The following is a 13288-nucleotide window of genomic DNA, read 5'->3' on the forward strand; positions in this document are numbered from 1 at the left end:
GAGCCACTCCCACTACTGTTGTAGCTGACAGTACACAACAAATCATTTTTTTGTAATTAAACATAATATTATCCCCCTTTGGATTTAATTTAAATAAAATTTATTATATTAAAATAAATATAAAAAAATAGCATAAATTATATAATTAATGTAAGAATAATTTAAAATAACTTTAAATATAATAATAATTATATTATAACAATAAAGCAAAAAAAAGAAAAGAACAATTCTGTAATTTCTGTAAATAGATGTATGAATTTAAAGGTCTTTTTTAAAAAAAATCATAAAAAAAAACGAGAATTTTCTCGTTTTTTTATTAAATATGTTAAACATATTTAATTTTAAAAAGATTACATTTTTTCAGGTTCTTCGTAATTAATACCCTGAGTATCTACTGTCATAGATTTGATTTTTTGTTCCTTTTTAGGCTTATCACCAAATCCAGTTTTTGATTCTGCAATGGCATCTACAACCTCTAATCCTTCTATTATTCTACCAAAGCTAGCATACTGTGCATCTAGATGTGGAGAGTTCTTATGCATAATGAAAAATTGTGATCCAGCAGAGTTTGGGCTCATAGCTCTAGCCATTGATAATACCCCTCTGTCATGCTTTAGATTGTTTGTAAATCCATTACCGCTAAATTCACCAGCTATAGTATATCCAGGTCCGCCCATACCTGTTCCATCAGGGCAACCACCTTGAATCATAAATCCTTTTATAACTCTATGAAAGATTAATCCATCATAAAAATTATGATTAATTAAATCAATAAAGTTTCTTACTGTATTTGGTGCAATATGAGGGTAAAGCTCAGCCTTCATTATATCGCCATTTTCCATTTCTATTGTTACTATTGGGTTATTAATTTCCATTTTTTCCTCCTAAAGTTTACTATATTAAAATTTTAGTGCTTGAAAACAAGTCAAAAGCAGCAAAATAAGAATATTTATTTTTGAATTATTTCTCATAATAAATGTATAAAAACCGAATTAATAAATGTATGTTTTTAAGTATAAAATCAAGCTTTTATTAGTTATAAAAGAGGCGTTTATACAAAACAAAATTTAAATATAGCTTTTATTTGAAAAATATTCCTTTGTAAAGAAGCTATCTAATACTTAGAACGGATTAGAATTTTTCTACTTCTGGTGTAAGATTTGGTACGATTTGTTTCTTTCTTGAAACTAGACCTTCTACAAATACACCTTGATTAGCATCGACATCAAAGGCTTTTGAAATTATCTCATCTGGTGACTTATAAATTAAATAAGAACCTTCCTTTATAATGTCAGTTACTGCTAAATAAAGCATATCAAATTCAGTAGAGTTAATATAGTTTAGGAATTCATCTTTTTTGTCCATAACAGCATCAATATCTAGAGTCATTACCTGTCCGATACCAACTTTCTTGCCACCCATATCAAATGACTTGAAGTCCATCTTTACAATATCTTCAACAGAATATCCGTCTAAAGATGTACCAGCCTTAAACATTTCCATTCCATATTTTTCATAATCAACGCCAGCTATTTCAGCAAGAGCCTTTCCAGCAGCGATATCTTCATCTGTAGTTGTAGGTGATCTAAATATCAATGTGTCAGATAAAATTGCAGAAAGCATTAAACCAGCAATCTTCTTTGGTATTTCGATGTTATTTTCTTTATACATTGAATAAAGAATTGTATTTGTACAACCTACAGGTCTTAGAGTCATACTAAGTGGTGAAGAAGTAGTAATACCACCTAGCTTATGATGATCTACTATTTCTACTATTGTAGCATTTTCTAATCCATCTACACTTTGACCAAATTCATTATGGTCAACAAGGCAACACTGATCACCTTCTTTTACAGAATTTATTCTCTTTGGTGCTTCAACCTTGAAATAGTCTAATACAAACTCAGCTTCCTTTCTTAGTTCTCCTAGACAGCATGCAGTTGCATCCACTCCTAAAGATTTCTTTAAATTTGTCATAGCAATACATGAACAGATTGAATCTGTATCAGGACTCTTATGACCGAATACTAATAAACTCATATTTATTACCCCTTTCAATATATATAAAAATAATTTTCTTAATTCCTTACATTAATATTATACCAAAAAAAAACCGTCTTTAAAGTTTAATTTGAAAACAATGAGAAAAATTATAGATTAAGACTGAATTAAGCTCTAAATTATAATATAGTAAGAATGGATTTTGCTATACAAATTTTCAGGAAGGAAAGTACCTTTGGTACTAGATTAATATATATATGAAATCTACAGCGATTATTTTGATGTTGGTATCAATAATTTCTAGGATATTTGGATTTATCAGAGAAATGTTGATGTCTAACTATTATGGTACTTCGGCAGTTGCAGAAGTAGTAGTTATTGCTCTTGCAGTTCCAACAGTTCTATTCGCATTTCTATTTAACAGTTTAAACACTAGTTTTATTCCAAGTTATAATAGAGTAGTTGAGGATAAAGGTGAAAGAGCTGCCAATGACTTTACCGCAAACGTTGCAAATGTAGTTATGATATTCAGTGTTCTATTGTGTATTATAGGAATTATATTTGCAAGGCCATTAGTGTTTGCAATGGCTTCAGGATTTACTGGAGAAAAGCAAATAATGGCAATTAAATTTGTTAGAATAGTGCTTTTAGGATCAGCCTTTAACTCTATTGCTGCAATATTTACGGGTTATTTGAATATTCATGATAGCTATATACTTCCATCAGCAAGATTGGCTCTCCAAAATATTATATTGATAATATTTACTGTTATCAGTGTATATACGAATGAATATATGATTGCAGTCGGAATACTGGTAGCGACAATATTTCAAAATCTTGTCTTGATACCAGCCTTGAAAAAGACGGGCTATAAACATAAATGGAAAATTGATTTAAAAGATCCTAATATAAGATATATTCTTATATTAGCTATTCCCTTGATGCTGGGAGTAGCAGTTGATCAAATAAATATATTTGTTGATAAAACTTTGGCTTCAAGAGCAATCGAAGGTGGAGTAGCAGTTCTCAATTATGCCGATAGAATAAATGCTTTGGTATATATTGTTTTGACTTCTATAGTAACAGTCGCATATCCTGTAATCAGCAAGTGTGCCATAAGTGGCGATATGGATGGGCTTAAAAAAAATGTATTTAAGTATGCTCAAATAAATTATGTTTTTTGTGTTCCTGTAATAGCAGCTTTCATTGTATTTGCAGAGCCAATAGTACATGTAATCTATGAAGGAGGAAAATTCTCCCATGCGGATACTATTGCCGTAAGTCAGTGTTTAATGCTTTATAGTTTGACGATATTTGGAGCTTCATTGAGAGAAATCGTATCTAGAACCTTCTATTGTATAGGAGATTCGAAAACACCTGTAAAAAATGGAATGGTAATGGTTGTTTTAAATGCTGTTTTGAGTATAGCATTCTCTCAAAAGATTGGTCTAAAAGGTATTGCTTTGGGAACATCAACAGCATCAATAATAGGTTGTCTTACATTGACATATCAATTAAGAAAAAAGATTGGAAGGCTAAATACAAAAGAATTCATCAAAAATTTTGCCAAAATAATGGCTATATCTATTCTTATGATAGTTTTATCTAGGCTTTTATATAATGAATTGAACATATATTTGAGTGTTTTCAAGAGTCTTGCAATTTCAGCTACTTTTGGAGTGATAATTTATTTCTCTATGATAACATTTTTCGATATTTCAGATTCTAGAGGGGTAATTAAAAGTGCACTTTCTAGGGTGAAAAAGAAAGCTTAAAGACAAAGCTATAAAAAGAATATAAACTTAAACTAATAAGGTGGTTGAATATAAAATGTATTTCTTGTAAGTACAAAGTGTAATTACTGCTTAGTTAGAACAGGGCTATCTAGATAAAAACAAGTTAAAAAAGAAAGATAATTAATTTAATATAAAAATAATAAGAATATACCATAGTAAAAAAACAAAAGCTATGGTATATTTTTTATGGAAAGAATTAGAGCGATTAGTGTATTCCTAGTAAGCTAAGTATAGCAATAGCTGTAATAATAAAAGATATAAAAATATATAAATGAGGTGAGTATTTTAGTGAATAATATTAAAATAAATTATCAAAAAGAACTAGAAAAATTAATAAAAAATATAGATGAGAATAAAACCCCAACTCTACTTCTTCATAGTTGCTGTGGACCTTGTAGCAGTTATTGTTTAGAGTATTTGTCTGAGTATTTTGAGGTAACTATATTTTATTATAATCCAAACATATATCCATCAGAAGAATATTTCTATAGAGTAGAGGAACAAAAAAGAATTATTGATTTAACAAAATCAAAAAATCCCATTCATATGATTGAAGGAAAATACGATGTAGAAAGATTTTATGAAATGGTGAAAGGATTAGAAGATATGCCAGAAGGTGGTAAAAGATGCTATAAATGCTATGATATGAGACTTAGGGAAGCTGCTAAGACAGGAAAAGAAAATGGATTTGACTACTTTACTACTACATTATCTATCAGCCCTCATAAAAATTCTCAAGTATTAAATAAAATAGGAGAAAAAATTGCTGAAGAATATGAAATACCACATTTGCCATCAGATTTCAAGAAAAATAATGGCTATAAAAGATCATGTGAAATAACTAAAAAATATGGAATGTATAGACAGGATTATTGTGGATGTGAATTCTCTCAAAGGGAAAGCGAAGAAAGAAATCTAAGAAATGAAAAACAAAATCTAAGAAAAAAAATGTTAGAACTATCAAAAGAACTAGAGGAAGACTATATGCTTTCTTCAGATGAAAAAATTGTAGAAAAACTTTTAGAAAGTCAAGAATATAAAAAATCTGAAAAAATCTTTTGTTATGTGGGAAGAGGATCAGAAATAAATACATCAATATTTATAGAAAAAGCCTTGCTTGATGGAAAAATACTGGCAGTTCCCTATTGTGTGGATGAAAAACTTATGAAGGCGTATAAAATAGAATCTCTTGACGATTTAAGACCTGGAAAATATGATATTTTGGAGCCAGATTCAAGTAACTCAAAAGAAATTAGTAAGCATGACTTTGACTTGATAGTTGTTCCATGTTGTACAGTTGATCGAGAAGGAAATAGACTTGGATTTGGAAAGGGGTATTATGATAGATTTCTAGAATCCACGAAGGCAGAAAAATTGCTTTTGATCAGAGAAAAACAAATAGCAGAGAAAGTATTTGTCGGAGAGCATGATATTAAAATAAAGAAAATTATTACAGAAGAAAAGTTTTATAAATAAATAAGTGATAAAAATAAAGTTTGAAGATAAGAGACATTATAAAAAGACATTATAAAAAGACATTATAAAAAGACATTATAAAAAGACATTATAAAAAACACGTTATAGGTAAAAATAAACTTGATTTAAAATATTATTGAACTTGGAAAAAATATCAAAAGGAGTATATATGATTAAAATAGAAAATCTGACAAAGGAATATGGTGATAAAAAAGCTCTTGATAACCTTAATCTTGAAATAAGAGATGGAGAAATATTTGGTCTTATTGGACATAATGGAGCGGGTAAATCGACTACGATTAAATCTTTAGTAAGTATAATTGAACCTACAAGTGGGAATATATTTGTAGATGGAATGAACTTAGAAGAAGAAAGATTAGAAATAAAGAAGAAAATAGGATATGTATCTGATTCACCAGATATGTTTTTAAAGCTACCAGCTATTAATTTCTGGAAATTTGTAGCAGATGCATATGGAATAGAAGCTAGTATTAGAGAAAAAAGACTTGATTATCTTTGTTCAGTATTTGCAATGGAGGATAATTATAACAAAACAATAGAAGAATTTTCACACGGAATGAGACAAAAGGCATTCATAATAGCAGCACTTTTATCCAATCCCAAAATATGGATACTAGATGAACCTATGACTGGGCTTGATCCACAATCTGCATATAACTTAAAAGAATTGATGAAAAAACATGCGGAGGATGGAAATACAGTTTTATTCTCAACTCATGTTCTTGAAGTAGCAGAACAAATTTGTGATAGAATTGCAATTTTAAGCAAGGGAAAACTATTATTTGTGGGAACAATGCAAGATCTTAAGGATATGCACCCAGGTGAGAGTTTGGAAAAAATATATCTTAGCCTGGTTAGTCCAGAAAACTCAAACATAAGCTATAGTGGCTTGGAAGATATCGATATTGAAGAAAATATTATGAAAAATAATTTAAATAAGTAGGTGATATAATATGAAAAAAACATTTAAGTTGGATGATATGTTTAAAGAGATATTTAAAATAAATCTACTATATGCCAATCCTACTGTCACATCAAAGATGTGGAAAAAAGATAAATATAGGCTAGATCCAGACAAAATATATAGGGATCTGGGTATCAAATCCTATGTTTTTGGAAGTGTAATGATGCTTTTGATTTATAGTTTAATATTTATGCCAATAGATTATAGCATGTTTCCATACATAGTCGATTACAGTATATTGTTATTTATAGTCATGAATATCTTTCAAACATTTACATACTTTTTTAATGTATTTTACGAGAGCAAAGATATAGAAGGATACATGGTACTTCCTATAGATCAAAGTACAGTTTTTAATGCTAAAATGGCAGTGGTATCACTTGCAACTATGCAGCTTGCTATACCGATGGTTTCAATAATAACATTGTACCTAATAAGAATTGGATATCCTATTATATTAGCAATATTGTTTGCTTTAGTGGATTTTTTACTTTTGTGGGGAATAATTATAGTATTAAATACTTTGGTAATGAATGGATTATCTAAAACTGCTGTTTTAACGAAATTTAAAACTAGAATAATCACTGCTATTACTGTGGTAACAATGATTTTGAATGTAGGCTTTATACTTATAATACAACAATTTTCAAATAGACTGGCAGAAAAGACGGTGTTTGACAAAGAAATAGTCTATGGACCTCTTACAAAAATGATGTCAGGATATACTATGCATATATTACTGATCATAATAACTTTTATTATAGTAGCAATTTTATATAAATTATCTGTATCCAATATGAAGAAGAATTTTTATTCATATGTTAGAAAGCTTCAGACGAATAGACCAAAATCTGAAAAAAATAAAATTAGAAATATACAAAGTGAAGTATATTCAGATAATGGGGATAATAAAGCAGCACTTGTGGACAGAAATGAATTTTCAGAAATTGATATGCATCAAAATCGTATAAAAAATTCTAAAGATGTTGATAAATCTGTGAATAATGTTGAAACAATAAGCTCTATAGGTGATATTACTCTATCTAAGGGTGAGAAAGTAGAAAAAAATAGTTTTATAAAAACAATGTTTAAGTATAATTTATCTTTGATAAATGATTCGACGGTAATTTCTCAATCTATATTATTAACTGTAATGATGCCAGTACTTGTACTAGTTCCAAATATGGTGAATATATTAAAGTATGGAGGTTCTGATTTCATTTATTCAAATAAATTGCTTTTTTCTATTGCAATATCAATAGCGATAGGGATACTAAGTAGTGTATACAGTACAGGATTACCTGCAATAATGATTTCTCTAGATGGAGAAAATTATAATTACATAAAAAGTTTGCCGATTAGTGAAAGAAAATATTTTCTACTTAAGCTAGTGTTTTCAGTTGGAATAACAGCAATTTTTCCAACATTGCTATTAATAGTGGGCTTTATATTTTTTAAAGTGGGTATATTAGCTTCAATTATAGGGATACTATCCATGTTACTTTTATCTTTCGCCATAGGGTCTCAGTGGATGATATTTGATCATAAACATATAATGACCGGGTGGCAAAATGTATCAGAACTTTATTCTAGAATAAGTAGAGGATGGATGATGTTGATATTTTTCTTAAGCATGATGCTAGTTATATTTGGAGTGGCAGTTTTTATGGGAATAGGTGCTTTTGGATTGGAAAATATAGCGAGTGGAATAATGGTTGCTTTTATATTAATATTATCAATTATCTGTTTTTTGAGAACGAAAAATTATTTGAGCAAGCTATAAAAATAATGAAAATAAAGTAACTATTGAATTTCAATAGTTACTTTATAGATTTTAAGATAATAAAAATATATATTTGGACATAAAAAGAGGATATTGCGAAAGAAGGTATAACTACACAATATCCTCTCTATATAAAAATTTTAAGTAAGCTCTATTATTATAGAAGTTCCTTAGCTGCTGCCAAAGCCTTATCATAATCAGGATGGTTAGTATTTTCAGATACATACTCTACATATCTAACAATATTATCCTTATCGATTACAACTATACCTCTGTTAAGAAGTTTAAATTCGTCCATCAAGAACCCATATCCAAGACCAAATGAATGACCATTATAGTCTGATACCACTATTGCATTGTCTATGCCTTTTGCTCCACAGAATCTAGCTTGAGCGAATGGAAGGTCACAGCTTATAGTGATAACGGCTGCATTATCAAACTTACCAGCTTCTTGATTAAACCTTACAGTCTGAAGTTCACAAACTGGTGTATCAATTGAAGGGACTACACTTATTAGTTTAACTTTTCCATCAACATCCTTAAGATTAAATGGACTTAAGTCACCCTTTACGCATGTAAAGTCTGGAGCCTTATCTCCAACCTTAATTTCCTTACCTAATAATGTTACAGGATTTCCTCCAAAAGTTGTTACTGATCTCTTTTCCATATTTATTTCCTCCTAATTTTAACTAAATATATAATTCGTCTTAAAGTTATACTATATTTAAAAACTTTAACAAGAAAGTCGCATGATTTCTAAATCTGTTTATGTTTCTTGCCTTATATTGTTATAATACCCATGGAATGAATAAATATTCACGAAAATAAAACTTCGTTGATATAGTTAGAAAATTGAAGAAATTCAAATAAAAAGAAAGCAAAATCAAAATATGATTTATTAATTTTAATAAAAAGACCATAAATAATATTATGAGATTTTAAAAACTTTAAAAAAAGAGATAATTATAGGAAGAGTTTGTGCTTTTTTATAAAAAAATATTAAAAATATAGATGAAAATAAAGACCTCGATTTTATAAAAAATAAAAGTGTTAGTAATTATAAAAATAATTTTTTTTATTATAGTGATAGAAGTAAAAAAATTACGAACTTGAATGCGATTTGTTGAATATAGTAACTGCTTTTTATGTAATATTATAAATAGTAGATCTAATTTGTGGAAAATATTGACAAGCTTTGAACAATATGCTAAACTCGAAGTAATTAAATAAGATATATCTTCAGGGCGGGGTGTAAATCCCCACCGGCGGTAAAGCCCGCGAGCAGCAATTGCAGATCTGGTGAGATTCCAGGGCCGACAGTATAGTCTGGATGAAAGAAGAACGTGCATAAGTCTATGCATTATTTATTGTACATTTATCCTGAAATGATTTTTTCGTTTCAGGATTTTTATATTATTTCGTTTATTTTTAGAGCTAAATAAGTTTTTACTTTTAAGATTAATTTCTTGGTGACACTTATTAGCTTAATATTAGTCTGTACTAATATTAAAGGCATGATAATTACAATAAATAATAAATTTTTAAAAGATTAATAATATGCCAAAAACAATTAAGCCTTGAAGAGATTTCTTTAGGGCTTTTTATTTTGTAAAAAGTCCTAAAAATATAGGGAGAAGGTGAAGATTGTGGGAGAAACAGATTGTTTGTATATGAAAGAAGCAATAAAATTGGCAAAAAAAGGGCTTGGATGGGTCAATCCAAATCCAATGGTAGGTGCTGTAATAGTAAAAGACAAGAAAATAATAGGAAGAGGTTATCACAAAAAATATGGATACCCACATGCTGAGAGAGAGGCACTAGCAAGCTGTACTCAAGATCCAGAAGGGGCAACTATGTATGTAAGTTTAGAACCATGCTGTCACTATGGAAAGACGGCTCCATGTACGGAAGCAATAATAAATAGCAAAATAAAAAGGTTAGTAATAGCCTCCTCAGATCCGAATCCTCTAGCTTCTGGAAAAGGAATTGAGATATTGAGAAAAGAAGGCATAGAGGTTGTAGAAGGAGTATTGAAAGAAGAGTGTGACAAAGTGAATGAGGTGTTTTTTCATTATATAAAGACAAAGACCCCATATCTTGTAATGAAGTATGCTATGACTATAGATGGAAAGATAGCTAGTAGGACAGGCAAATCTAAGTGGATTAGTGGTAGTGAATCAAGAGCAAATGTTCATCTAGATAGACATAAATACTCAGCTATAATGGTTGGTGTTAATACTGTAATAAAAGACGATCCAATGTTAAATTGTAGAATTGAAGAGATAGAAAATCATATAGATATCGATGATTTAAAACATCAATTAAAAAACCCCGTAAGAATTATTTGTGACAGTAAACTTAGAACACCATTGAATTCAAGAATTATAAATACCGCAAAAGATAATGAAACTATAATTGCGACTTGTGAAGAAGATAATAAAAAGTTAGAAAGATACATAGAAAAAAAATGTAAAATAGTAAAAGTAAAAAAAATGGATGAAAGAATTGATTTAAAAGACTTAATGAAAAAATTAGGAGAATTAAAAATTGATAGTGTTTTTTTGGAGGGGGGGTCTACACTTAATTGGTCTGCTCTAGAAAGTAATATAGTAAATAAAGTGCAGGTTTATATTGCTCCAAAACTATTCGGAGGAGAAAATGCAAAGTCACCAATTTCAGGGCTTGGTATAGATAGCCCTAGTCAGGCATTCAGAATGAGAAAGAAAACTGTGAAATTTTTGGGAGAAGATGTGCTTATAGAAGGTGAGGTCGAGTAATTGTTTACAGGTATAGTAGAAGAAATAGCCAGCATAAAAAATATACAAAATGGTAAAAATTCAGCAGTTTTAACTATCGCTGCAAAAAAGGTATTAGAAGATGTAAGTATAGGAGATAGCATAGCTGTTAATGGGGTATGCCTTACAGTCACAAACTTTTCAAGTGGAGAGTTTACTGTAGATGTAATGCATGAAACTCTAAAAAAGTCATCTTTGGCTAGCCTAAAGAATGGTTCAAAAGTGAATCTTGAAAGAGCTATGTTGCTTAATGGTAGATTTGGTGGTCATATAGTGTCAGGTCATATAGATGGAACTGGAGAAATTATTGATATAAAAAAAGATGACAATGCCATCTGGTATGCAATATCTACAGAAAAAAGAATAATAAAGTACATAATTGAAAAGGGATCAATTGCAATTGACGGTATAAGCTTAACAGTAGCAAGGCTATCAGAAAGCAGTTTTGATGTTTCAATAATACCACATACTCAAAAAGAGACGATTTTAAAAATGAAAAAAATAGGAGATATAGTCAACCTTGAAAACGATTGTATAGGAAAATATGTTGAAAGATTGATGAATTTTGAAGATGAAGATGATACTAAAAAAGACCTTACAATGGAATTTTTGCTAGAAAACGGATTTTAAGGTAGAAATTATAAAAAAATAAATTATAAAATTAAAGGGGATGGAGAAAACTATGTTTAAGTTTAACACAATTGAAGAAGTAGTAGAGGATTTACGCAAGGGGAAAATAGTTTTGGTAACTGATGATGAAGACAGAGAAAATGAAGGTGATTTCATTTGTGCAGCAGAGTTTGCAACAACAGAAAATGTAAACTTCATGGCAGTACATGGTAAGGGCTTAATATGTATGCCTATGAGCAAAAAATATTGTAAGGACTTAAAATTAGATCAGATGGTAACACAAAATACTGACAACCATGAAACAGCATTTACAGTATCAATAGATCACATAGATACAACGACTGGCATATCAGCAGTAGAAAGAGGAATTACTGCTAGAGAATGTATAAAAGATGGTGTTAGAGCAGAAGATTTTAGAAGACCAGGTCATATGTTTCCACTAAAGTCAAAGGATAATGGAGTACTAGAAAGAAATGGTCATACCGAGGCAACAGTAGATCTTTTGAAAATAGCAGGATTAAAGGAAGTTGGACTTTGCTGTGAGATAATGAAAGAAGACGGTAGCATGATGAGAAAGACTGAACTTATAGAGTTAGCTCAAAAATGGGATATAAAATTTACTACAATAAAACAACTTCAAAATTATAGAAAAAAGACAGAAAAATTGGTCAATAAAGAAGTTATGGCTAATATACCTACGAAATTTGGAGTATTTAAGGCATATGGATACACAAATATATTAAATGGTGAACATCATATAGCTTTGGTAAAGGGAGACATAGAAAGTGGTGAAGATATACTTTGTAGGGTACATTCAGAGTGTCTTACTGGGGATGTATTTGGGTCTTTAAGGTGTGATTGTGGAGATCAGTTACATAGTGCTATGAAGCAAATAGATGAAGAGGGAAGAGGAGTAATTCTTTATATGAGACAAGAAGGTCGCGGAATTGGCCTAATAAATAAATTGAAAACTTATGTGCTTCAAGAGGAAGGAATGGATACGATGGAGGCAAATCTGGCATTGGGATTTGAAGCAGATATGAGGGAGTATTACATAGGAGCACAAATACTTCAAGATCTTGGAATTAAAACAATAAAGCTTCTTACAAATAATCCAGACAAGGTTTATCAGCTTGAAGATTATGGAATGAAAATAGTTGAAAGACTTCCGATAGAAATTAATGTAAATGAATATGATGAAAAATATTTGAAAACTAAAAAAGAAAAAATGGGACACATTTTGGACCTAAAGGAAGTACTTTAATAGGCTATAGATATTTTAATAAATTTATAAATATTATTGTTGAAGAAGATATATAAAACAATGAAAATTGAGGGGGAAAATATGAATATATATGAAGGAAAATTAGTAGCAAAAGATGCAAAAATAGCTATAGTAGCAGGACGTTTTAATGAGTTTATAGTATCCAAGCTATTATCGGGGTCTTTAGATGCATTGAAAAGACATAATGTAGATGATGATAACATAGATTTGGCTTGGGTTCCAGGCGCATTTGAAATACCTATAATGGCTTCGAAAATGGCAAAAAGTGGAAAATATGATGCAGTAATATGTTTGGGAACAGTGATAAGAGGAAGTACGAGTCACTATGATTATGTTTGTAGTGAGGTATCAAAGGGTCTTGCCCATATATCTCTAGACACTGGTATTCCAGTAATGTTTGGTGTATTGACAACAGAAAATATAGAACAAGCTATAGAAAGAGCTGGAACTAAGGCAGGAAATAAGGGCTTTGATGTTGCTGTTGCTGCAATAGAAATGATAAATTTGTTAGAGATAGACTTATAAGAAAAATAAATA

At 29.8% G+C, this 13288-nt stretch carries 11 protein-coding genes and 1 riboswitch; of the genes, 8 read left to right on the plus strand and 3 right to left on the minus strand.

The genetic code is table 11. From position 1 onward, the window contains the following. Positions 1-350 precede the first annotated feature (350 nt). Together RR561_RS06290 and RR561_RS06295 are read right to left on the minus strand one after the other, a co-directional pair. A complete protein-coding gene (locus tag RR561_RS06290) occupies positions 351-875 on the minus strand; it encodes a peptidylprolyl isomerase (protein ID WP_106777350.1) in 525 nt (174 codons plus the stop codon). Between the two features lie 256 nt (positions 876-1131). Further along, positions 1132-2040 carry a manganese-dependent inorganic pyrophosphatase gene (locus RR561_RS06295; protein WP_332506703.1) on the minus strand — a complete coding sequence of 303 codons (909 nt, stop codon included), beginning with the start codon at positions 2038-2040 and terminating at the stop codon, positions 1132-1134. A gap of 218 nt (positions 2041-2258) precedes the next feature. Here RR561_RS06295 and murJ point away from each other — a divergent pair, with 218 nt between their 5' ends. From murJ to RR561_RS06315, 4 genes are all read left to right on the plus strand, one after another. Then, on the plus strand, positions 2259-3776 hold the full coding sequence (gene murJ / locus RR561_RS06300; RefSeq protein ID WP_332506704.1) for a murein biosynthesis integral membrane protein MurJ: 1518 nt from the start codon (positions 2259-2261) through the stop codon (positions 3774-3776). A gap of 309 nt (positions 3777-4085) precedes the next feature. Then, entirely contained in the window at positions 4086-5273 is a 1188-nt protein-coding gene (locus tag RR561_RS06305) for a 5-formyltetrahydrofolate cyclo-ligase (protein ID WP_332506705.1), read from the plus strand. A gap of 169 nt (positions 5274-5442) precedes the next feature. After that, positions 5443-6237, plus strand: a complete 795-nt coding sequence (locus RR561_RS06310; RefSeq protein WP_332506706.1) for an ABC transporter ATP-binding protein — start codon at positions 5443-5445, stop codon at positions 6235-6237. A gap of 10 nt (positions 6238-6247) precedes the next feature. Next, on the plus strand, positions 6248-8041 hold the full coding sequence (locus tag RR561_RS06315) for a hypothetical protein (protein ID WP_332506707.1): 1794 nt from the start codon (positions 6248-6250) through the stop codon (positions 8039-8041). Between the two features lie 157 nt (positions 8042-8198). Here RR561_RS06315 and tpx read toward each other — a convergent pair whose 3' ends face one another. Then, positions 8199-8708: a thiol peroxidase gene (tpx, locus tag RR561_RS06320; RefSeq protein WP_332506708.1), complete on the minus strand. Its 510-nt coding sequence runs from the start codon at positions 8706-8708 to the stop codon at positions 8199-8201. Between the two features lie 564 nt (positions 8709-9272). Beyond that, a riboswitch (FMN riboswitch) is annotated at positions 9273-9387 on the plus strand. A gap of 300 nt (positions 9388-9687) precedes the next feature. Between tpx and ribD the strand changes: the two genes are divergently transcribed. The 4 genes from ribD (at position 9688) to ribH (ending at position 13276) form a co-directional block, all read left to right on the plus strand. Further along, on the plus strand, positions 9688-10818 hold the full coding sequence (gene ribD, locus RR561_RS06325; RefSeq protein WP_332506709.1) for a bifunctional diaminohydroxyphosphoribosylaminopyrimidine deaminase/5-amino-6-(5-phosphoribosylamino)uracil reductase RibD: 1131 nt from the start codon (positions 9688-9690) through the stop codon (positions 10816-10818). Next, positions 10819-11466, plus strand: a complete 648-nt coding sequence (gene ribE, locus RR561_RS06330; RefSeq protein ID WP_332506710.1) for a riboflavin synthase — start codon at positions 10819-10821, stop codon at positions 11464-11466. A 52-nt stretch (positions 11467-11518) separates the two neighbouring features. After that, positions 11519-12730, plus strand: a complete 1212-nt coding sequence (locus tag RR561_RS06335) for a bifunctional 3,4-dihydroxy-2-butanone-4-phosphate synthase/GTP cyclohydrolase II (RefSeq protein WP_332506711.1) — start codon at positions 11519-11521, stop codon at positions 12728-12730. A gap of 81 nt (positions 12731-12811) precedes the next feature. After that, positions 12812-13276: a 6,7-dimethyl-8-ribityllumazine synthase gene (gene ribH, locus RR561_RS06340; RefSeq protein WP_332506712.1), complete on the plus strand. Its 465-nt coding sequence runs from the start codon at positions 12812-12814 to the stop codon at positions 13274-13276. The last annotated feature ends 12 nt before the right edge of the window (positions 13277-13288 follow it).

Origin of the sequence: Peptostreptococcus sp., from assembly GCF_036639115.1 — a bacterium.
Lineage (GTDB): Bacteria > Bacillota > Clostridia > Peptostreptococcales > Peptostreptococcaceae > Peptostreptococcus.

Bases quoted from the DNA above. Each gene is read 5' to 3' on its own strand.
- RR561_RS06290 (WP_106777350.1), bottom strand. From the start codon at position 875: ATGGAAATTAATAACCCAATAGTAACAATAGAAATGGAAAATGGCGAT.
- RR561_RS06295 (WP_332506703.1), bottom strand. From the start codon at position 2,040: ATGAGTTTATTAGTATTCGGTCATAAGAGTCCTGATACAGATTCAATC.
- murJ (WP_332506704.1), top strand. From the start codon at position 2,259: ATGAAATCTACAGCGATTATTTTGATGTTGGTATCAATAATTTCTAGG.
- RR561_RS06310 (WP_332506706.1), top strand. From the start codon at position 5,443: ATGATTAAAATAGAAAATCTGACAAAGGAATATGGTGATAAAAAAGCT.
- RR561_RS06315 (WP_332506707.1), top strand. From the start codon at position 6,248: ATGAAAAAAACATTTAAGTTGGATGATATGTTTAAAGAGATATTTAAA.
- tpx (WP_332506708.1), bottom strand. From the start codon at position 8,708: ATGGAAAAGAGATCAGTAACAACTTTTGGAGGAAATCCTGTAACATTA.
- RR561_RS06335 (WP_332506711.1), top strand. From the start codon at position 11,519: ATGTTTAAGTTTAACACAATTGAAGAAGTAGTAGAGGATTTACGCAAG.
- ribH (WP_332506712.1), top strand. From the start codon at position 12,812: ATGAATATATATGAAGGAAAATTAGTAGCAAAAGATGCAAAAATAGCT.